21 protein-coding genes are annotated in these 19639 nt (G+C 60.2%); 10 read left to right on the top strand and 11 right to left on the bottom strand.

All coding sequences use genetic code 11. The features are described from left to right. The first annotated feature begins 213 nt into the window (after positions 1-213). On the top strand, positions 214-1902 hold the full coding sequence (gene fadD2, locus J1N02_RS06890; RefSeq protein ID WP_027605601.1) for a long-chain-fatty-acid--CoA ligase FadD2: 1689 nt from the start codon (positions 214-216) through the stop codon (positions 1900-1902). A 336-nt stretch (positions 1903-2238) separates the two neighbouring features. Further along, entirely contained in the window at positions 2239-3930 is a 1692-nt protein-coding gene (gene fadD1 / locus J1N02_RS06885; protein WP_027605602.1) for a long-chain-fatty-acid--CoA ligase FadD1, read from the top strand. 55 nt (positions 3931-3985) lie between these two features. On the opposite strand, the gene J1N02_RS06880 is transcribed toward fadD1, so the two are convergent. Beyond that, a complete protein-coding gene (locus tag J1N02_RS06880) occupies positions 3986-4363 on the bottom strand; it encodes a hypothetical protein (protein WP_027605603.1) in 378 nt (125 codons plus the stop codon). A 201-nt stretch (positions 4364-4564) separates the two neighbouring features. On the opposite strand from J1N02_RS06880, the gene J1N02_RS06875 reads away from it, so the two are divergent. The 3 genes from J1N02_RS06875 (at position 4565) to def (ending at position 6411) form a co-directional block, all read left to right on the top strand. Continuing rightward, complete coding sequence (locus tag J1N02_RS06875) at positions 4565-4750, top strand: CsbD family protein (protein WP_016973106.1); 186 nt, start codon at positions 4565-4567, stop codon at positions 4748-4750. 167 nt (positions 4751-4917) lie between these two features. Next, on the top strand, positions 4918-5868 hold the full coding sequence (locus J1N02_RS06870) for a YihY/virulence factor BrkB family protein (protein WP_027605604.1): 951 nt from the start codon (positions 4918-4920) through the stop codon (positions 5866-5868). A gap of 3 nt (positions 5869-5871) precedes the next feature. Next, positions 5872-6411 carry a peptide deformylase gene (gene def / locus J1N02_RS06865; protein ID WP_027605605.1) on the top strand — a complete coding sequence of 180 codons (540 nt, stop codon included), beginning with the start codon at positions 5872-5874 and terminating at the stop codon, positions 6409-6411. A 39-nt stretch (positions 6412-6450) separates the two neighbouring features. Here def and J1N02_RS06860 read toward each other — a convergent pair whose 3' ends face one another. From J1N02_RS06860 to J1N02_RS06830, 7 genes are all read right to left on the bottom strand, one after another. After that, positions 6451-7269, bottom strand: coding sequence for a class I SAM-dependent methyltransferase (locus J1N02_RS06860; RefSeq protein WP_027605606.1), 819 nt, complete (start codon positions 7267-7269; stop codon positions 6451-6453). 60 nt (positions 7270-7329) lie between these two features. Further along, positions 7330-7767: a GNAT family N-acetyltransferase gene (locus tag J1N02_RS06855; RefSeq protein WP_027605607.1), complete on the bottom strand. Its 438-nt coding sequence runs from the start codon at positions 7765-7767 to the stop codon at positions 7330-7332. A 287-nt stretch (positions 7768-8054) separates the two neighbouring features. Continuing rightward, positions 8055-8555, bottom strand: a complete 501-nt coding sequence (locus tag J1N02_RS06850; RefSeq protein WP_092358428.1) for a hypothetical protein — start codon at positions 8553-8555, stop codon at positions 8055-8057. A 133-nt stretch (positions 8556-8688) separates the two neighbouring features. After that, positions 8689-10098: an MFS transporter gene (locus J1N02_RS06845; RefSeq protein ID WP_027605609.1), complete on the bottom strand. Its 1410-nt coding sequence runs from the start codon at positions 10096-10098 to the stop codon at positions 8689-8691. A gap of 12 nt (positions 10099-10110) precedes the next feature. Continuing rightward, entirely contained in the window at positions 10111-10848 is a 738-nt protein-coding gene (locus J1N02_RS06840) for an NAD-dependent epimerase/dehydratase family protein (RefSeq protein WP_027605610.1), read from the bottom strand. A gap of 10 nt (positions 10849-10858) precedes the next feature. Continuing rightward, positions 10859-11491, bottom strand: coding sequence for a glutathione S-transferase family protein (locus tag J1N02_RS06835; RefSeq protein WP_027605611.1), 633 nt, complete (start codon positions 11489-11491; stop codon positions 10859-10861). A gap of 93 nt (positions 11492-11584) precedes the next feature. Continuing rightward, positions 11585-12616 (bottom strand): LacI family DNA-binding transcriptional regulator, encoded by a 1032-nt coding sequence (locus J1N02_RS06830; protein ID WP_027605612.1) that lies wholly within the window; start codon positions 12614-12616, stop codon positions 11585-11587. Between the two features lie 212 nt (positions 12617-12828). On the opposite strand from J1N02_RS06830, the gene J1N02_RS06825 reads away from it, so the two are divergent. Further along, entirely contained in the window at positions 12829-13362 is a 534-nt protein-coding gene (locus J1N02_RS06825; protein ID WP_419480086.1) for a gluconokinase, read from the top strand. Between the two features lie 84 nt (positions 13363-13446). Next, positions 13447-14799: a GntP family permease gene (locus J1N02_RS06820; RefSeq protein WP_027605614.1), complete on the top strand. Its 1353-nt coding sequence runs from the start codon at positions 13447-13449 to the stop codon at positions 14797-14799. 95 nt (positions 14800-14894) lie between these two features. Here the strand turns inward: J1N02_RS06820 and alaC are convergent, their stop codons facing one another. Further along, positions 14895-16106 (bottom strand): alanine transaminase, encoded by a 1212-nt coding sequence (gene alaC, locus J1N02_RS06815; protein ID WP_092358432.1) that lies wholly within the window; start codon positions 16104-16106, stop codon positions 14895-14897. A 196-nt stretch (positions 16107-16302) separates the two neighbouring features. Here alaC and J1N02_RS06810 point away from each other — a divergent pair, with 196 nt between their 5' ends. Continuing rightward, positions 16303-16785, top strand: a complete 483-nt coding sequence (locus J1N02_RS06810) for a GyrI-like domain-containing protein (RefSeq protein ID WP_027605616.1) — start codon at positions 16303-16305, stop codon at positions 16783-16785. 41 nt (positions 16786-16826) lie between these two features. On the opposite strand, the gene J1N02_RS06805 is transcribed toward J1N02_RS06810, so the two are convergent. Together J1N02_RS06805 and J1N02_RS06800 are read right to left on the bottom strand one after the other, a co-directional pair. Next, on the bottom strand, positions 16827-18011 hold the full coding sequence (locus tag J1N02_RS06805; RefSeq protein ID WP_421147239.1) for a hypothetical protein: 1185 nt from the start codon (positions 18009-18011) through the stop codon (positions 16827-16829). A gap of 160 nt (positions 18012-18171) precedes the next feature. Further along, on the bottom strand, positions 18172-18663 hold the full coding sequence (locus J1N02_RS06800; protein ID WP_421147238.1) for a GNAT family N-acetyltransferase: 492 nt from the start codon (positions 18661-18663) through the stop codon (positions 18172-18174). Between the two features lie 145 nt (positions 18664-18808). On the opposite strand from J1N02_RS06800, the gene J1N02_RS06795 reads away from it, so the two are divergent. Further along, the gene (locus J1N02_RS06795; RefSeq protein WP_027605619.1) at positions 18809-19228 is read left to right on the top strand and encodes a YybH family protein; all 420 of its coding nucleotides are present in this window, start codon (positions 18809-18811) and stop codon (positions 19226-19228) included. 42 nt (positions 19229-19270) lie between these two features. Further along, positions 19271-19615 carry a YciI family protein gene (locus J1N02_RS06790; RefSeq protein WP_027605620.1) on the top strand — a complete coding sequence of 115 codons (345 nt, stop codon included), beginning with the start codon at positions 19271-19273 and terminating at the stop codon, positions 19613-19615. Positions 19616-19639 lie beyond the last annotated feature (24 nt).

Below are 19639 nucleotides of genomic sequence, written 5' to 3'. Positions count from 1 at the left end.
TTCTCAAGGTCTGCTCAAGGTCTGATCGACGTTGTTGCAGTGTATAGCTCATCTGTCAGGCGACGGGGTATCTGCCTGCGCATCAGGGACAAGATTCATACAATCAATGACGCAATTTGCTGTATTTGCCTGTTTGGCCATAGCTGCTAACGTCCCCCAAGCTCCGCTTTCTATAAAAGCGGCCGGACACCTTCAGGTAAGGGGACAAGAATAATGCAACCTGATTTCTGGAATGACAAACGCGCGGCGGGCGTTCCCAATGACATCGACCTGTCGGCCTACAAGTCGGTAATCGAAGTCTTCGAGCGCTCGTGCAAGGCCTTTGCCGACCGTCCGGCATTCAGCAACATGGGCGTCACCCTGACCTACGCCGAGCTTGAGCGCCAGAGTGCGGCGTTCGCCGGCTACCTGCAGCAGCACACCGACCTCAAGCCCGGCGAGCGCATCGCCGTACAGATGCCCAACGTGCTGCACTACCCGATTGCCGTGTTCGGCGCACTGCGCGCCGGGCTGATCGTGGTCAACACCAACCCGCTCTACACCCCGCGCGAGATGCGCCACCAGTTCAAGGACGCCGGCGTGCGTGCCCTGGTCTACCTCAACCTGTTCGGTTCGCGGGTGCAGGACGTGTGTACAGACACCGAGATCGACTACCTGATCGAAGCCAGGATGGGCGACTTCATGCCCGCCGCCAGAGGCTGGCTGGTCAACACCGTGGTCGACAAGGTCAAGAAGATGGTCCCGGCCTACCACCTGCCGCGTGCGGTGTCGTTCAAGCGCGCCCTGCGCATGGGCGCGGGCCTCGGCGTGACGCGCCATCCGGTGAACCTGGACGATATTGCCGTGCTGCAATACACCGGCGGCACCACCGGCCTGGCCAAGGGCGCGATGCTCACCCATGGCAACCTGGTGGCGAACATGCAACAGGTGCGCGCCTGTATGTCCCAGACCGGCGATGACGGCCACCCACTGATCAAGGAAGGGCAGGAGGTGATGATCGCGCCGCTGCCGCTGTACCATATCTATGCCTTCACCGCGAACTGCATGTGCATGATGGTCTCGGGTAACCACAATGTACTGATCACCAACCCCAGGGACATCGGCGGGTTTATCAAGGAGCTGAAAAAGTGGCGCTTTACCGGGCTGCTGGGGCTCAACACGCTGTTTGTGGCGTTGATGGACCACCCGGAGTTCAAGAACCTGGATTTCTCCCACCTCAAGCTCACCAACTCTGGTGGCACGGCCCTGATCAAGGCCACGGCCGAACGCTGGGAGCAGATCACCGGCTGCTCGATCGGCGAGGGCTATGGCCTGACGGAAACCTCGCCGGTGGCCAGCACCAACCCCTACGGCAACAAATCACGCCTGGGTACCGTGGGCATCCCGGTGCCCGCCACGGCGATGAAGGTCATTGATGACGAAGGCACCGAGCTGCCCCTGGGCGAGCGCGGTGAGTTGTGTATCAAGGGCCCGCAGGTGATGAAGGGCTATTGGCAGCAACCGGCGGCCACTGCTGAGGCCCTGGACGCCGAAGGCTGGCTGAAGACCGGTGACATCGCGGTGATCGACGAAGATGGGTTTGTGCGCATTGTCGACCGCAAGAAGGATTTGATCATCGTCTCGGGTTTCAATGTGTACCCCAACGAAATCGAGGACGTGGTGATGGCCCATCCGGCCGTGGCCAACTGCGCGGTGATCGGCGTGCCGGACGAGCGCACGGGGGAGGCGGTGAAGCTGTTCGTGGTGGCGCGCGCAGAAGGGGTGAGCCTTGAGGAGTTGAAGGCGTACTGCAAGACCAACTTCACGGGTTACAAGGTGCCCAAGCACATTGTCTTGCGCGACTCGTTACCGATGACGCCGGTAGGGAAGATCCTGCGCAGGGAACTACGCGACATCGCCTGATGTGGATTCGGTAAAAATGTGGGAGTCGCGGTGCGACGATTCGGCTTGCCCCCTCCCACATTTATCGTGTGTCGTCCTGAAGGCCTTATTCCAGAGCCTTTCATCAACGTATTTCACTTCTGTTTAAAGTGTGACCAAATATTGTAGGACAGTCGTGATTATGACTGCGGGGCCCTCTTTAGGCTCTAGTCGGCCCTTGGCAAAGCTGCTACTCTCGGCGCGCTTTGTGACGTCTAGGCCTGCTTGAAAGCGCCAGATTCACCAAAAAAAAACATACACCAATAATAATCGCATCAAATGCGATGATGAATTCGCGTCGCTGAGGAGTGGGCTTCCATGCACGAAGACTTTTGGAAGGATAAGTACCCCGCCGGGATTGCTGCAGAAATCAATCCAGACGAGTATCCGAATATTCAGGCGGTATTGAAGCAGTCCTGCCAGCGCTTCGCCAACAAACCGGCCTTCAGCAACCTGGGCAAGACGATCACCTACGGTGAATTGTACGAACTGTCCGGCGCCTTCGCCGCGTACCTGCAACAGCATACCGACTTGAAGCCCGGCGATCGCATTGCCGTGCAGTTGCCCAACGTCCTGCAATACCCGGTCGCCGTGTTCGGCGCCATCCGTGCCGGCCTGATCGTGGTCAACACCAACCCGCTGTACACCGCGCGGGAAATGGAACACCAATTCAATGATTCCGGCGCCAAGGCGCTGGTCTGCCTGGCCAACATGGCCCACCTGGCGGAAAAGGTCGTGCCCAAGACCGCCGTCAAGCATGTGATCGTCACCGAAGTCGCCGACCTGCTGCCGCCGCTCAAGCGCCTGCTGATCAACAGCGTCATCAAGTACGTGAAGAAAATGGTCCCGGCCTATCACTTGCCCAAGGCGATCAAGTTCAACGACGTACTCGCCAAGGGCCAGGGGCAAGCGGTCAACGAAGTCTGCCCGGCCAGCGGCGATGTGGCCGTATTGCAATACACCGGTGGCACCACCGGCGTGGCCAAGGGCGCGATGCTCACCCACCGCAACCTGGTCGCCAACATGTTGCAATGCAAGGCGCTGATGGGCTCCAACCTCAATGAAGGTTGCGAGATCCTGATCACGCCGCTGCCGCTGTACCACATCTATGCGTTCACCTTTCATTGCATGGCGATGATGCTGATCGGCAACCACAACATCCTGATCAGCAACCCGCGCGACCTGCCGGCGATGGTCAAGGAACTGTCGAAGTGGAAGTTCAGCGGCTTTGTCGGCCTGAACACTCTGTTCGTGGCGCTGTGCAACAACGAAGCCTTCCGCAAGCTGGACTTCTCCGCGCTGAAGGTCACCCTGTCGGGCGGCATGGCCCTGCAACTGGCGGCGGCCGAGCGTTGGAAAGCGGTGACCGGTTGCGGCATCTGCGAAGGCTACGGCATGACCGAAACCAGCCCGGTGGCCACGGTGAACCCGATCCAGCATATCCAGATCGGTACCATCGGCATTCCGGTGCCGTCGACCCTGTGCAAGGTCATCACCGACGACGGTGTCGAGCTGGCCCTGGGTGAAGTCGGCGAACTGTGCGTCAAGGGCCCGCAGGTGATGAAGGGCTACTGGCAGCGTGAAGACGCCACCGCCGAGATGCTCGACAGCGAAGGCTGGCTGAAGACCGGCGACATCGCGATCATCCAGCCGGATGGCTACATGCGCATCGTCGATCGCAAGAAGGACATGATCCTGGTCTCCGGTTTCAACGTGTACCCCAACGAGCTGGAGGACGTGCTGGCGGGCCTGCCGGGCGTACTGCAGTGCGCGGCCATCGGTGTGCCGGATGAAAAATCCGGGGAACACATCAAGCTCTTCATCGTGGTCAAGCCGGGCGCCACCCTGACCAAGGAGCAGGTCATGGAGCACATGCGCGCCAACGTCACCGGCTACAAGGTGCCCAAGGCCGTGGAGTTCCGCGATGCGTTGCCGACCACCAACGTGGGCAAGATCCTGCGCCGCGAGTTGCGCGATGAAGAACTGAAGAAACTCGGTCTTAAAAAGTAATCCAATCCAAATATGGGAGGGGCTTACCCCCTCCCACATTTTTTTGACCGCGTTCTTACACGGCGAACTGCGCGAAGCTCACACCCGCACCCGCCGGCCGCACATCCTTCAAGAACGAGTCCTTATCCGCGCTCAGCTCCAGGGTAATCTCCGGCTTGCGCTTGCCCGCGTTGCGCACCACCAGCCCCTCGAGCTTTTCACGCAGGAACACGGTCGGCACCTTCAGGTGCAGCAGCTGGTCGGTCTCGGCGTTGTGCATCAACAGGTGAATCCACTCGTACTGGCCGACGGCAATACGCCCCACCGGCAGATCGAACCACCAGATGTTGCGTTTGCGGTCCAGGTCGGTGAAGTGGCAGTTGTTGACGCCGAGTACGGCACCGCCCAGTTCCTGGTTTCTGCGGGCGATGGCCTGTGCTTTATTGAGTTTCATAACCTTCCTACGGGATCTGTTATTCAGCGTTGGAGCCTGAATGTGCCGGGCATTCTCGTGGGTTGGCTGCAAAACATAAAGCCAAACCTGTCGTTGGCGATGAAATGTTCACCGAAAAATAATTGAAACTCTGCCGAACGGCCTCGGGTCAATCTCTACGTAATGACCAAAACCCTTTGATTGTTCTTTCGGAGAAATACCATGGGCAGCACAGCGGATAAGGCAAAAGGTTTGAAAGACGAAGCCGTCGGTAACATCAAGCAAGGCGTCGGCAAAGTCACCGGCAACGACAAACTGCGCGCTGAAGGCGTCGTGCAGGAAAAGAAAGGCCAGGTTGAAAAAGCCGTGGGCGACACCAAGGACGCGGTGAAAAAAGCGACCAAGTAAGACTGCCATCGTGCAGCCGGACGGCCATCCACGGATGGCCGTTTTTATGTCACATGCAGTGATTAAAGTTTCGAAATTGTTTCAAGGTCGCCAAATAGGCTACCTTGATGTAGAAAACGGCCCCTGAGTCGCCCATGACCCCCCTTTTTGCGGCGAAAGGAGACGCTATGATTTTTCCGGTTCTCGATGGTCTCAAGCTCCACACAGTGCTGGTGCGCACCGTCAAGGAATTCGTCGATGACGAGATGTCCACCTACGCCTCGGCACTGGCCTACCAGATGCTGTTCTCGTTGTTTCCCTTCCTGCTGTTCCTTATCGCCCTGATCGGTTTCCTGCACCTGCCGGACTTTTTCACCTGGCTGCGCCTGCAATCGGAACTGGTGCTGCCGCCCCAGGCCCTGGAGCAGGTCAACCCGGTGATCGACCAGTTGCAGCAATCCAAGGGCGGCCTGCTCTCGGTGGGTATCGTGATTGCCCTGTGGACCGCCTCCGCTGGCGTGCGCCTGATGATGAGCGCCATGAACGCCGCGTACGACGTCGTGGAAGGCCGGCCGATCTGGAAGCGTTTTCCGCTGTCGGTTTTCTACACCATCGGCATCGCCGGCATGCTGCTGGCCGCCGCCGCGCTGATGGTGCTCGGCCCGCAGGTGATGGAATGGCTGGCCGGCCAGATCGGCATGCAGGAATTCGTGGTGACCTTGTGGACCATCGTGCGATGGCCGCTGATCGTGATCCTGCTGATGTTTGCCGTGGCCCTCATGTATTACGTGATGCCGGACGTGGAGCAGAAATTTCGCTTTATTACCCCGGGTTCGGTGCTTGCGGTGGTGGTGTGGATCGTCGCCTCCCTCGGTTTTGGCTACTACGTCAAAACCTTCGCCGACTACAACGCCATGTATGGCAGCATCGGTGCGATCATCGTGTTGCTCCTGTACTTCTACATCTCCGCCGCCGTGCTGTTGCTGGGGGCGGAGATGAATGCCGTGATCGAGCACATGTCGGCCGAAGGCAAGGAGCCAGGCGCAAAGGATTTCGATGAGCCCGCGCCCGCGCACGAAAAACAACATGTCTCCGGCCTCGGCCGCGACCACTCCAAACCCACTACCGATGAAGTCTGATCGATGATCCGTGAAATCCTGAAAATGGGCGATGAACGCCTGCTGCGTATCGCCCCACCGGTACCGCCGGAAATGTTCGACAGCCCCGAGCTGTGGCAATTGATCGACGACATGTTCCAGACCATGGAGCACGTGGGCGGCGTCGGCCTGGCCGCGCCGCAGATTGGCGTCGACCTGCAACTGGTGATCTTTGGGTTCGAAGCCAGCGAGCGCTACCCGGATGCGCCGCCGGTGCCGCAGACCATCCTGATCAACCCGTTGATCACGCCGCTCAGCCCGGTGCTGGAAGAAGGCTATGAAGGCTGCCTGTCGGTGCCCGGACTGCGTGGTGCGGTGGACCGTTACCAGCAGATTCGCTACGAGGGTTTTGATCCGAAGGGCGAGCCGATCGTACGTTTTGCCGATGGCTTCCACGCGCGGGTGGTGCAGCATGAATGCGATCACCTGATCGGCCGGCTGTACCCCTCGCGCATTACCGACTTCAGCAAGTTCGGCTTTATTGAAGTGATGTTTCCCGACATGGACCCAACCGCTGACGAGTAATCGCCGGCCCGTTGAGAACAAAATGTGGGCGGGACCAGGTTATTTGGCCGGTTTGACGAACCGCAACGTCATCCGGTCCGACTCGCCAATCGCCACATACTTCGCCTTATCCTGCTCCCCCAATTTCAACGTCGGCGGCAACGTCCAAACGCCGGCGGGATAATCCTTGGTGTCCTTCGGGTTGGCGTTGACCTCACTCTGTCCTGCCAGCTTGAACCCCGCATCGGTGGCCAGTTTCACCACCTGGGCGGTGGTCAGGTAACCGCTGTCCTTGATCGCCTCCAGCTCGGCCCCGTCCTTGGCCCGGTGATCTTCCACACCCAGCACGCCACCCGGTTTCAACACCGTGTAGAACGCGCGGAACGTGGCCTCGGCGGTATCGGCCAGCACCCAGTTATGCACATTGCGGAACGTCAGCACGGCGTCCGCAGAAGCAGGTTTGCCGAACACCGGTGCCTTGGGGTCGAACTCGACCACGACTGCCTTGGCATAGCGCGTCGGGTCGGCGGCGAATTTGTTTTTCAGGTTCTCTTCGGACGTGCGCGCATAGGCGCTGCTGCTTGGCGCTTGCACGGCGGCGATGTAATGCCCGTGATCCTTGAGCAACGGCGCCAGCAGTTCGCTGTACCAACCGCCCCCTGGGGTAATTTCGATCACCGTCTGCCTGGCGCCCAGGCCAAAGAATTCCAAGGTCTGCTGCGGGTGGCGATAGCCGTCGCGGGCGCTGTTGGCCGGGTCGCGCCAATTGCCGGCCAACACGCTGGCGTATTGCTGGGCGCTGATCGGTGCGTCGGCGGCCTGGCTGAACGTGGGAACGAGGAGTGCGGTAAGGGACAGAGCTGCAAAGGTCGCTTTCATGATCATCCGAAAAGTGGGCCACTGTGTCGCCGAGGCTAGCATGGGGCCCATACGGGGCGATCACACATTATCCGAGGACGACCTCACTAAACGATCTAAGCCCATCGCGATCATCGGTTTGTTGCGCTTGTAGCGCACCAGCCGCTCGCTGAGGGATTGCGGCAATAGCGTGTCCTGGGTGAAACCCATGCGCTGATACAAACCTTCCAGGTCCGGATGGCACAACAACCACAGCGTGCCTTGCACCTCGGCCGCCGCCGCGGCTATCAATCGCCCCGCCAACCCCTGGCCGCGATACGCCGGGTCGACAAACACGCCGGTCAACCACTGTCCGCCGACCACGGGTGTCAGGCACAGGCCGGCGACAATCTCGCTGTCGCGCGCTACCCACAAACGCCCGCCCTTGAGCGCCTTCATCGGGGAGTCATGACGGCGATAAAACTTGTTCAGCAGCGGCCACAGCGGCTCAGCCAGGGGGGCGATGTGCAGTTCGGGCATGGTGTTTGGGCAACATAATCAAGGGCCGGGGATTATAAGCGCCTTCTGTGCGGCAATAGGTGGTATACCCAGTGTTACATCCCCTGTAAGTGGAGCATGCATCATGGCCAAAGGTATGGATTCAAAGAAAGCCGCGAAGAAGAAACCGGCAAAGACCGCCGACGAAAAACGCGCCGACAAGAAAGCCAAGAAAACCGAGACAGGCCTGTTCGGTCACTGAGTTAATGATCATTCCCACGCACCCGCGTGGGAATGCCGCCAGGGACGCTCGGCGTCCCACCTGTGGCTTAGATCGCCGCCAGGGTTTCTTTCACTGCCTGCGCCTGCGGTTCAGTGGTCTTCGCCGCTACCTGCTGCTCTTGCTGCTGCTTCAAACGCTCGGCCACTTGCTTGGAAATGGCGTCCTGCTTTTCCTGCGACATGTTCTGCACATCCGCCTCGGTCAACCCCTGTTCCTTGAGCAATTGCTCACGGATACGCTCGGCCGGGGTTTTGCTCATGTAATCGGTGAAGTCTGCGCGGGCGGAGCTGGTGGCGGGGACATCCGTCGTCACCGTGGTGGCCGCTGTGCTGGCCTGCAACTGCACGCGGGTCTTGGCGAAAGCTTCGTCGATGCGATCGCCGGCCTTGTCCAGATCCTTCTGCGCGGCCGGCAGGGTCACGCTTTGCTGCGCCGCTTGCAGGGCACCGCTGTACAGCGTGCTGGCGGCGGCGTTGGCCGGGTCCATGTCGGGACGCGTGATCTTTTGAAGGGTCGACACGGCTTGGGGATTGTTGTTAACCAGCATGATCGGTCACCTGGGAAAATGTGCGGTGCCATAGCGGGAGCAAATAACATGCCGGGTCCGATAACCCCGGTTTGACTGGATTTGGCCTGGCCGCCGCGGCAAACATTGTCCCGCAGGCGGCCAACCGTTGCCGTCAATGGGCGATATGTTCCAAGGCCAGGTTGCGCGTACGCGGGCCGAACCAACTGATGGTGATCATCACGATCAGCATGCTGCTGGCAATAAACGCCAACACACCGGGTGTGCCCAGGTGTTCGAGGATAAAACCGATCAACAGGCTGCTGAACACCGTCGACAAGCGGCTGAACGAATAGCAGAACCCCACCGCCCGCGCGCGGATATTGGTCGGGAACAGCTCGCTCTGGTAGGAGTGGTAACTGAAGCTCAGCCAGGCGTTGCAGAAGGTGATCATCACCCCGCAGATCACCAGCCCCACCGCCGTGGTCTGCAACGCGAACAGGCTGCCGAAGATCACCGCACCCATGGCGGAGCCGACGATCTGCCATTTGTTTTCAAAGCGGTTGGCCACCTTCACAAACAGCAACGGCCCCAGCGGGTAGGCGAGGGTGATGATAAAGGCGTACAGCAAGCTGTGGGTCACGCTGACACCCTGGCCCGAAAGCAGTGCCGGCAACCAGTTGCCGAAACCAAAGAAGCCGATGGCCTGGAACACATGGAACACAATCAGCATCAACGCGCGGCGGCGGTACGGCGGTTGCCAGATGTCGGCAAAACGGCCACTGCCTTGCACGCTGACGGCTTCGGGTTCGGGTTCATCCAGCGGTTTGCCATGGTCTTTCCGGCAGCGCGCCTCCAGGGTGTCCATGATCCTGCCGGCTTCTTCGAAGCGACCTTTCTGCGCCAGCCAGCGCGGTGATTCCGGCAGGCGCTTGCGCAGTTGCCAGATAAACAGCGCGAACACCGCACTGCTCAGCACCACCCAGCGCCAGCCAGACACCCCGAACGGCGCCTGGGGCACCAGCCACCATGACATCAATGCCACGGCCGGCACCGACAGGAACTGGATGAAAAACGCAAAGGCGAACGCCGAACTGCGCATGCGCTTGGGCACCAGTTCAGACAGATACGCGTCGATGGTCACCAGCTCGATGCCCAGGCCGATACCCACCAGGAAACGCATGCCGATAATGCCCAGCGCGGATGTCTGAATGCCCATCAATACCGTGGCGACGGTGTACCAGATCAGCGCGAAGGTGAAGATCGCCCGGCGCCCGAAGCGGTCGGCGATGGGGCTGAGCAGGCTGGCGCCGAGGAACAGGCCGAGGAAGGTCGCCGAGGCGAACGCCGCCTGGTCGGAGAAACCAAACACGCCCTCGCTGCCGGTGTGGAAAATCCCGTCACTGATCAGGCCGGGGCTGATGTAGGCGGTCTGGAACAAGTCATACAGCTCGAAAAAGCCGCCGATCGACAGCAGCGCTACAAGGCGCCAGACCGTGGCGACGGCGGGCAGGCGGTCGATACGCGCGCTGATATGGGCGGCGCGGATCGGGTCGATGCCGTCTGTAGCAGGGAGTGCAGGCATGGCGGGGAAAACTCAGTCAGTGATGGGGATATCGAAGGTCTGAAATGCATCGTCCAGCGGATGGTAACCCAACACCCGCGTGGTTTCGCTCAGGTCCAGGCGCTTGAAACGGTTATTGGAAATGCCATGGGCGATCAGGTGTTTCACGCCCTCGGCCTCCACTGCACGCTGCAGCAGCTGCACGGCATCCCGCGGGCTGAGCCAGGCGCTGAGGTCGCGGGCGTTGTTCAGGTCGTGGGTTTCAACGAATTCGAACGCGCCGATGCGCAGGGCAATCGTCGACAGCGGGGTTTTCGCCGCGTAGTAGCCACACAGCGCTTCGCCGTAGCATTTGCTCACGCCATACAGGTTGGCCGGCATCACCTGCATGCCTGGGGTGATCTGCCGGTCTACCGGGTAGCCTTCGATGGTTTGTGCGCTGCTGGCGAACACCAGGCGCTGTACACCCGCCGCCACGGCGGCTTCGAACAGGTAGGTGGTGGCGAGGATATTGTTCGGCAGCAATTCGTCGAACGTGGCGCTGGCGTGGGGGATGCCCGACAGGTGCACGATCACATCGATGCCTTCGAGCAGGCTGGCGAGGTTGGCTTTGTCGCTGAGGTCGGCGTGCACGAAGCGGTGTTCGCCCAGGTCGAAATCAGGCGCGATGCGGTCGGTGAGGGTGAAACGGTAGCGGTCTTTCGAGGCTTCGAAAAACGTCTTGCCGATTCTGCCGCAGGCGCCGGTGAGCAGTACGTTGAGTCCTTTCACGGGCATGTCCTTAGTTATGCCCGTCGAGGGCGAAGAGCTGGAAGCCGTGGTGCTGGCCGAGGCGCTGGTAGTAGGCCGCAATGGCGGGGTAGGCCGGGCGCGCCATGGGCGTCATCTGCCAGCGGTGCACCGAGAGGCCGATGAGGATGTCGGCGAGGGTGAATTCATCGCCGGCAACAAAGGCCCCGGTTTTGCTCAGTTGTTGCTCGAGGATGCCCATCTTGTCGTTCCATCGTTGCACGGCGGCTTCAATCTGCGCCGCGTCCAGGCCGTCCGGGTTATTGCGTACCAGGGCGGTGAAAGCATCGCCCCAGGCACGGTTGAGCTCGACGGCCTGCCAGTCGATCCACTGCTCGACCCGGGCCCGTGGGGCGGGCTCGATGGGCAGCAGGTCGTGGCGCTGGTAAAGCCCCACGAGGTAGCGGCAGATGGTATTGGACTCCCACAGCACGCCGTGGTCGTCGATCAGCACGGGTATCTGCGCGTTGGGGTTCAGGGCGAGGAATTCGGCGGACTGGGTGGGCTGGAAGCCGATGCCCCAGTCTTCGCGCACGTAGTCGATGCCCAGTTCCTGGCAGGTCCAGAGCACTTTGCGCACGTTGATGGAGGACGTGCGACCCAGGATTTTCAGTGAATGTGCCATGGTGCTTTCCTTGCGATGGAGAACAGCCAATCTAGCAGGCGGGAGAAGCTACGGCGATGCCTCCGAGCGGGCGGGGTCAAAATGTGGGAGGGACTACGTGCTCTCGCGAACCTGCAACTCAAATCCCATGTCCACCACCGGCTTGGCGATCCTGTTGCCCGCCATGATCGTCAACAAATGCTCCGCCGCCCGCCGCCCGATCGCTTCCCTGGGGGTACTGATGCTGCTCAGGCGCGGCACCATGAAGGACGACGCCGGCAAGTCGTTGAAGCCCAGCACCGCGACACGTTCTGGCACTTTGATGCCGTGGCGCATGGCTTCCAGCAGCGCGCCCTGGGCCAGGTCGTCGTTGCCGAAGAAGATCGCATCCACATCCGGATGGGTGGCCAGCAGTTGCAGGAACAGCTCGCCGCCCAGGCCCACCGAGGAAGGGCGTGGTGTCAGCAGTTCCAGCGCCGGGTCGTACAGGCCCGCCTGTTGCAGCGCGCGGCGGAAGCCTTCGCCACGCAGCAGGGTGCGTTGGTCCAGTTGCGCGCCGATATACGCCAGGCGCTTGCGCCCGCGGGAGATCAAATGTGCGGCCGCGGTTTCACCCGCCGCCAGCTGCGAGAAGCCCACGCAGTTCACGCCGGCGTTGGGGTCCAGGTCCATCATGTACACACATGGCACATTGCTGGCCTCGACCATCCGTCGGGCGCTTTCGGTGCGATCGAAGCCGGTCAGCAGCAACCCCCGTGGCTGATAGGCCATGTAGTTGCGCAGCAGGTTTTCCTCTTCGTCGCGCGAATAGTGGGAGTTGCCGATCAGCACTTCAAAGCCCTTGGGCCGCAGCACCTGGTGGATGGCTTCGAGGGTTTCGATAAACAGCAGGTTGGACAGCGACGGCACCAGGACTACCACCGAATGGCTCTGGGCCGAAGCCAGGGCGCGGGCGGCGGGGTTGACCACGTAGTTGAGTTCGGCAGCGGCGTGCTGGACTTTTTCCACCAACTCGGTGGCCACGGTGCTGATGCCGCGCAGCGCGCGGGAGGCGGTAATCGGGCTGACGCCGGCCAGGCGGGCAACTTCGTTAAGGGTAGGGCGACCGGTGGTGCGGGTATTTTTATCGTTCTTGGAGGTCATCAGGCGGCTTGCCAAACAAAAATCGAGGCACTAAGGTAGCGCTGTCTCCAAAAGGCTGCAAATTATTGAACTATGGGTTGCCTGATCCGGTTCAAATGATTGGAGCGGATGCACGCGTCACTCCATAAAAATGACAAGACGGCGCGGGAAAAGCCTGTTTTTGCACTTGCCTCACCGCGTGCAAAGGTAGCGCTATCTGCGTCTTGAGGTGTTTCATGAGTCAACCTGTTACCGCCCTGGTCATCATGGGTGTTGCCGGCTGTGGCAAAACCAGCGTCAGTGAGGCCCTGTGCCGCCTGAACGGTGCCACCGCCATTGAAGGCGACAGCTTTCACCCCGCCGCGAACATCGAAAAGATGAGCGCCGGCCACCCCCTCAACGACGACGACCGCGCCGGTTGGCTCGACATCCTGTGCGATGAACTGCGCCGTTCGCTCAAGGCCGGTGAACATCCGGTACTCACCTGCTCCGCGCTGAAAAAGAAATACCGCGACCACCTGCGCGAAGCCGCGCCGGGCCTGGGCTTTGTATTCCTGGAGCTGACCCGCGAAGTCGCCGCCGACCGCGTGTCCCATCGCCCCGGCCATTTCATGCCGGCCAGCCTCATCGACAGCCAGTTCGCCACCCTTGAATCGCCCAAGGGCGAGCCGCTGACCCTAGCCCTCAACGCCAGCGAAGACAGCGTCGAGGAGTTGGCCAGGCAGACCAACGCCTGGTGGCTGGCACACGGTTTTGAACCATCCAACTGATTTTTTGCCGGAAAAGATAGCGCTATCCCCGGCAGGAAATTCAACACCCGCTTTAATAACAACAACAAACAGGAGAGACCCCCCATGTTTGGCATGTCCCACGAGTCGTACCTGCTGTTAGATGCAGTCGTTACCATCATCGGGCTGATCGTCTTGATCACCCGCTTCAAGGTTCACCCGTTTATCGCGCTGATCATCGCGGCCGGCTTCCTTGGCCTGACCTCGGGCATGCCGGTGGACAAGATCATCAAGGCGTTCCAGGACGGTTTCGGCGGGGTGCTTGGCTTTGTCGGCATCATCCTCGCGCTGGGCACCATGCTCGGCAAGATGATGGCCGAATCCGGCGGTGCCGATCAGATCGCCCAGACCCTGATCCGCGCCTTTGGCAAGGACAAGGTCCAGTGGGCCATGATGTTCGCCGCGTTCCTGGTGGGCATTCCGCTGTTCTTCGAGATCGGCTTTGTACTGCTGATCCCGCTGGTGTTTATCGTTGCGCGCCGCACCGGCGTGTCGCTGATCAAGATCGGCATCCCGCTGCTCGCCGGCCTCTCGGCAGTCCACGGCCTGGTACCGCCGCACCCGGGCCCGCTGCTGGCCATCGGGGTGTTTGGCGCCGACATCGGCAAGACCATCCTGTACGGCCTGATCGTCGCGCTGCCGACCGCCATCATCGCGGGCCCGATCTTCGGTACGTTTATCGCCAAGTACATCCCGGGCAACCCGTCCCAGGAACTGGTCGACCAACTGGCCCGCGAGCCTGAGAACAAAAACCTGCCGAGCTTCAGTATCACCCTGGTCACCGTGCTGCTGCCGGTGTTCCTGATGCTGCTCAAAACCTTCGCCGACATCGCCTTTGCCGAAGGCAACGTGGTGCGCAACTGGATGGACATGATCGGTCACCCGATCACCGCCTTGCTGCTGGCGTTGCTGCTGTCGCTGTACACCTTTGGCAGTCGCCAGGGCATCCATTCCAAGCAGATCCTCAAGCTTCTCGACGCCAGCCTTGCGCCAACCGCCGCGATCATCCTGATCATCGGTGCCGGTGGTGGCTTCAAGCAGATGCTGGTGACCAGCGGCGTGGGTGACGTGATCGGCCACATGGCGGTGAACGCACAGATCAACCCGATCCTGCTGGCGTGGCTGGTGGCGGCGGTGATTCGTGTGGCGACCGGTTCGGCCACCGTGGCGACCATTACCGGCGCGGGCATCGTAGTGCCGGTGGTGGGGATGATTCCCGGGGTTAACCGTGAGCTGCTGGTGTTGGCGACGGGGGCGGGTTCGTTGATCCTGTCTCACGTCAACGATGCGGGGTTCTGGCTGGTGAAGCAGTACTTCAACATGACCGTGGCCGAGACCTTCAAGACCTGGACGGCAATGGAGACCATCCTGTCCGTTGTGGCACTGATCTTTATCATGTTGCTGTCGTTGGTGGTCTAACCGACACACTACAAGGCAAGGGTGAAAACCCAATCAACTGTGGGAGGGGGCAAGCCCCTCCCACAGTTTGACAACATTTGTTCAGGTGGAACGGGTCAGGCTTTAGCGACCAGCCCATCCGCCCGGAACATCCCGCGAATCCCGCGCACCGCCTGGCGAATCCGGTCCTGGTTCTCGATCAGCGCGAAGCGCACATGATCATCCCCATACTCGCCAAACCCAATCCCCGGCGACACACAGACCTTCGCTTCCAGCAGCAGCTTCTTGGCAAACTCCAGCGAACCCATGGCGGCATACGCCTCGGGAATCTTCGCCCAGACGTACATTGACGCCTTGGGATTCTCCACCATCCAGCCCAGCTCATGCAGGCCCTTGACCAGCACGTTGCGGCGCTGGCGGTACTGCTCGGCGATGTCCTTCACGCACTGTTGGTCGCCTTCCAGTGCGGCAATCGCGGCGACTTGCAGCGGGGTGAAGGTGCCATAGTCGTGGTAGCTCTTGATCCGCGCCAGGGCATTGACCAGTTCCGGGTTGCCCACCATGAAACCGATGCGCCAGCCGGCCATGTTGTAGCTCTTGGACAGGGTGAAAAACTCCACCGCAATGTCCTTGGCCCCCGGCACCTGCATGATCGACGGGGCTTTCCAGCCGTCGTAGACGATGTCGGCGTAGGCCAGGTCATGCACCACCAGCACGTCGTACTGCTTGGCCAGGGCGATCACCCGTTCGAAGAAGTCCAGCTCCACGCACTGCGCAGTCGGGTTGGACGGGAAGCCGAGGATCATCATCTTCGGCTTCGGAATCGACCCACGAATCGCCCGTTCCAGCTCGGCGAAGAAGTCCACGCCAGGCACCAGCGGCACCGAACGCACCTGGGCGCCGGCAATCACGGCACCGTAGATATGAATCGGGTAGCTCGGGTTGGGCACCAGCACCGTGTCGCCCTGGTCCAGGGTGGCCAGCATCAGATGTGCCAGGCCTTCCTTGGAACCGATGGTCACGATGGCTTCGGACTCGGGGTCGATGTCCACTGCGTAGCGATCCTTGTACCAGCGCGAAATCGCCCGGCGCAGACGCGGAATGCCTTTGGAGGTGGAGTAGCCGTGGGTGTCTTCCCGTTGGGCGACGGTGACCATCTTCTCCACGATATGGGGAGGCGTGGCGCCGTCGGGGTTACCCATGCTCAAGTCGATGATGTCTTCGCCGCGCCGACGCGCAGCCATCTTCAGCTCGGCAGTGATATTGAAAACGTAAGGGGGGAGTCGATCTATGCGCGCAAAGCGGCGCGGCGAACCAAGGTCTGCCATTGTTGCCTCGAGAGTACGTAAGCGCCCGGAACCGTCCGAGCGACGTCGGCCACTGCGGTGGCCTGCGGGGCAGACAATACGGTCGATGATGGCCAGTTGTCCAGATGTGTCGGGAAATTTTCTGCGTGGAGTACTGCAAGGATATGCCCCTATACTCGATACGGGTTTGTTCCCTCATAAGAAGGAGACTGTTCAGATGGATCAGCAGACAAAACAACCGTTAGAGCCGCGCATGGAAGACGGCAAGGCCCTGGTGATCGCCGGGGTGCAAGGGCGTTATTCGAAGGCCACCGTGGGCGATATCCCCAAGTTGTGGAGTGTGTTCGACGAAAGCGTAAAACACATCAAGAAACGCGTCGGCGGGGTGACCTACGGCGTTTGCCATAACCCCAGCCACGGTGAATTCGATTACATGGCCGGGGTGGAAGTACCGTCCAAGGGCGATGTGCCGAGCAACTTCGAGTCCGTCGAACTGCCTGCGCACCACTACGCGGTGTTCCCGCACTATGGCCCGGTGCAGGCACTGGAGCAGACCTATGAGCGCATCATGTTCGAGTGGTTGCCGCACTCGGGCTACAAGGTGGCGGGGGCGGATTTCGAGCGCTATAGCGCGGATTTTGATGGGCGCAAGGGCACGGGCACGGTGGAGATCTGGTTGCCGGTGGAGCCCAAGGCTTGATGCAACACGGCTGAGCTGCCTTGGCAGTTCAGCCGCTAGCATCACTGGCTGAGCAGGCGCCCGATGAAGGATGCGCGCGAGGTGTGCAGGATACCGCTGCTTTGTAATGTGCTATTGACCGTCACCCACTCCACCCGGTTGATTTCGGTGTGCTCAGGTCTTCCTTGTGGGTCTCGCCACGCATCCGCGATGCCTCCTATACCGAAGGTAGCGTCCGGCTGACTGTTCGGATTGAACCGCAGCAGTCGGACGATGCTGCCATTACCGTAGCGAGCCAATACCACAATTTTCCCATCGGGCTGGACCAGTCCACTGGTGTAGTTACCGTAGCTGGCTTCGCTTTCCAGAGGTTTCCCTTCATTAAATTGTGGATCAAGTTGGCCGCTGGCAAGCAGAACGGCTACGAAGTTCATCCCTCGCGGGATCCCGAAACTGCCACCTATGACAACGATTTGGCCATTCCGGTCCTTGGCAAGCGCATCGACTTTTCTGTCTTCATTGGTCGTAAATGGCAATACGACAACGCCTTGGCTGCCAAAACTGTGGTCCAGTTCGCCGTCGTGCAGAAGCCCTAGAATATGGGCCTTCCTTGCACTGGAACCGGCAAAGACAAAACCGCGGTCGGTAATCAACACCCTATCGAGTCGGGTGTTGGGTGCTTCAATCGGACCCTGATTTCCGAAGTTGCTTTCCTGACCGTTGCTGTTGAGTTGGTAGATGAAGCTGGTTTCAGCATCATTGAATACAACGACGATATGCCCGGTGGCCTGCACTGCAATAGCGCCGGCTATCAACAAATGCGGGTTGAATGAATCGCCCAGTTCAGTTGTACCTTTATCGCCAAACGAAAAGTCCACAGTGCCCTGATCGGCATTGAATCGAGTAACACATGCAGTGTACAGGTCTCCCTGTGCGCTCAATAAGAGGGGCTTGTTATCACGCTGAATGAGCAGGTCCACGAGGACAAAGGTGTTTGGAACGGGGGTCATCCAAACCCCGTAATTCTTATCCAGTTCCCCGGCAAGCGTGTGTTTGCTGACAACGATAACTTTGGTTTTTTCAACAGCCGTCAGGCCCACCGTAATCGTCGAACCGTCGCTAAGTACACGGGACAGTCCGCCCGAAGGCTCTGCGATAACCGTGCCGTCTTTAGGCATTGAGTTGCCAAAGGATAGGTCTGGGTGCCCTGCGGTGTTTCGCCTTTTTTTCGTTGATGGGGTACTCATGGTCGTTCTCCATACCGGAAGTCGCGAGTTTCCACTCCTGCTCGTTGCTAACCATGAGCGACAACGTTGGCATTCCAGTACAGGGCAATGAACAATGTTTGTATAGCTGTGAAATCTGACAGTAGACACCGAGGGCCGGGTATCAGTTAGGCTTCAAGTGTCACTCGGCAAACACCCACCTCAACCTCCGCTCATACCCAATCCGGCCCTTATACGCCTCCCCACTGTCCACCCATCCTGCGCCCAGATACAACCCCATCGCCGCCACATTGTCCGTGTCCACCGACAACTCCAGCGCCTTGATCTGCGGCCACACCTGCAATGCCGCCGCCGGCAAGGCTTGCAAACAGGCCTTGCCGAATCCACGCCCTTGCTGCTGCCGATCCACCTGCAATGCATGCAGCGTTGCGCTGTGTTCATCGGCCCAGTGGGGCAGGCAGGGTGGGCGTTTAAGCAGGAGGAAGGCCACCGGAGTGTCGTCGGCCAGCAGGGCAAAGCCTTTGACGCCGGGGCTGGGCTTGGCCAGGAGCGAATTGAGGGCGCAATACATGTCGCCGCAAAACGGCAGCTGTTCAGGGTGAACTTCGATGGCGCTAACGTGCTGTTGTTGCACGGCATTCAGCGTCTCGTAGGCGACAAGGCGGGTTTGCATCGGCGTGTCCGAACAGCGGCAAGGAAGGGCGCAGTCTATCGGGTTTGTGCTGGACGACATTATTTTTCAACGGGCTGTCGATTTGCCCGAGGGCCGTTCGACTAAGGGTGTCTTCCGTGATTTTCCAACCCGAAGGAGTATCACCATGAGTACCGCCATCAACACCCTGATCGAGCAATGGAAGCAAGCCGTGCTTTCCCGGAATATCCATGAGATTGTCAGCTATTACGCCGACGATATCGTCTCGTTCGACGCCGTGACCGCCCTGCAGTTCAAAGGCAAGGCGGCCTATCGTGCGCACTGGGAGGCCTGCATGGAGCACTGCCCCGGCCCGGGCATTTTCGAGTTCCACGAACTGCGTATCGTCGAGTCCCAGGACAGCGCATTCGCCCACTGGCTCGCCCACTGCGGCGGCGCCGGGCCGGACGGTGAAGTGAAGGCCTGCTGGATGCGGGTGACCGCCGGTTATCAACGTTTCGACGGCGAATGGAAGGTGGTGCATGAGCATTGGTCGGCGCCGTTCGACATGGCAAGTGGCACGGCATTGTTCAACCTGAAACCTTGAGCGCCGCGAACTATAGTCAATAGTCCGAAGACGGAGACGCACATGAAATACCTCTGCCTGATCTACAGCAACGAGCAGGTGCTGCACACCTCGCCGGACAGCCCCGCAGACCCGGAGTGTCTTGCCTATGCGCAGTCCCTCCAAAAAAGTGGCCGTATGCTCGCCGCCGAGCCGTTGGAGTCGGTGACCACCGCCACCACGGTGCGCATGCGCAACGGCAAGTTGTCGATTACCGACGGGCCGTTTGCCGAAACCAAGGAGCAGCTCGCCGGGTTCTACCTGATCGAGGCGCGGGACTTGAATGAAGCGATCCAGGTGGCCGGTGGGATTCCGGCCGCCCGGGTCGGCAGTGTGGAAGTGCGCCCGGTGCGCCAATTGAATCTCTGAACACAACAACCATAACGCTTGAGG

Source organism: Pseudomonas sp. NFX5 (assembly GCF_049132125.1).
Taxonomy (GTDB): Bacteria; Pseudomonadota; Gammaproteobacteria; order Pseudomonadales; family Pseudomonadaceae; genus Aquipseudomonas; species Aquipseudomonas marginalis.
Note: the sequence above shows the minus strand (reverse complement) of the source record. Positions and strands in the feature narration are given on the sequence as shown.

What these genes read in the sequence shown, in the direction of transcription:
- J1N02_RS06880 (WP_027605603.1), bottom strand. Translation starts at nt 4,363, where the DNA reads ATGAAACTCAATAAAGCACAGGCCATCGCCCGCAGAAACCAGGAACTG.
- fadD2 (WP_027605601.1), top strand. Translation starts at nt 214, where the DNA reads ATGCAACCTGATTTCTGGAATGACAAACGCGCGGCGGGCGTTCCCAAT.
- J1N02_RS06825 (WP_419480086.1), top strand. Translation starts at nt 12,829, where the DNA reads ATGAGTCAACCTGTTACCGCCCTGGTCATCATGGGTGTTGCCGGCTGT.
- J1N02_RS06790 (WP_027605620.1), top strand. Translation starts at nt 19,271, where the DNA reads ATGAAATACCTCTGCCTGATCTACAGCAACGAGCAGGTGCTGCACACC.
- J1N02_RS06810 (WP_027605616.1), top strand. Translation starts at nt 16,303, where the DNA reads ATGGATCAGCAGACAAAACAACCGTTAGAGCCGCGCATGGAAGACGGC.
- J1N02_RS06860 (WP_027605606.1), bottom strand. Translation starts at nt 7,269, where the DNA reads ATGAAAGCGACCTTTGCAGCTCTGTCCCTTACCGCACTCCTCGTTCCC.
- J1N02_RS06845 (WP_027605609.1), bottom strand. Translation starts at nt 10,098, where the DNA reads ATGCCTGCACTCCCTGCTACAGACGGCATCGACCCGATCCGCGCCGCC.
- alaC (WP_092358432.1), bottom strand. Translation starts at nt 16,106, where the DNA reads ATGGCAGACCTTGGTTCGCCGCGCCGCTTTGCGCGCATAGATCGACTC.
- J1N02_RS06850 (WP_092358428.1), bottom strand. Translation starts at nt 8,555, where the DNA reads ATGCTGGTTAACAACAATCCCCAAGCCGTGTCGACCCTTCAAAAGATC.
- J1N02_RS06795 (WP_027605619.1), top strand. Translation starts at nt 18,809, where the DNA reads ATGAGTACCGCCATCAACACCCTGATCGAGCAATGGAAGCAAGCCGTG.
- J1N02_RS06870 (WP_027605604.1), top strand. Translation starts at nt 4,918, where the DNA reads ATGATTTTTCCGGTTCTCGATGGTCTCAAGCTCCACACAGTGCTGGTG.
- J1N02_RS06820 (WP_027605614.1), top strand. Translation starts at nt 13,447, where the DNA reads ATGTTTGGCATGTCCCACGAGTCGTACCTGCTGTTAGATGCAGTCGTT.
- J1N02_RS06855 (WP_027605607.1), bottom strand. Translation starts at nt 7,767, where the DNA reads ATGCCCGAACTGCACATCGCCCCCCTGGCTGAGCCGCTGTGGCCGCTG.
- J1N02_RS06875 (WP_016973106.1), top strand. Translation starts at nt 4,565, where the DNA reads ATGGGCAGCACAGCGGATAAGGCAAAAGGTTTGAAAGACGAAGCCGTC.
- fadD1 (WP_027605602.1), top strand. Translation starts at nt 2,239, where the DNA reads ATGCACGAAGACTTTTGGAAGGATAAGTACCCCGCCGGGATTGCTGCA.
- def (WP_027605605.1), top strand. Translation starts at nt 5,872, where the DNA reads ATGATCCGTGAAATCCTGAAAATGGGCGATGAACGCCTGCTGCGTATC.
- J1N02_RS06805 (WP_421147239.1), bottom strand. Translation starts at nt 18,011, where the DNA reads ATGAGTACCCCATCAACGAAAAAAAGGCGAAACACCGCAGGGCACCCA.
- J1N02_RS06800 (WP_421147238.1), bottom strand. Translation starts at nt 18,663, where the DNA reads ATGCAAACCCGCCTTGTCGCCTACGAGACGCTGAATGCCGTGCAACAA.
- J1N02_RS06835 (WP_027605611.1), bottom strand. Translation starts at nt 11,491, where the DNA reads ATGGCACATTCACTGAAAATCCTGGGTCGCACGTCCTCCATCAACGTG.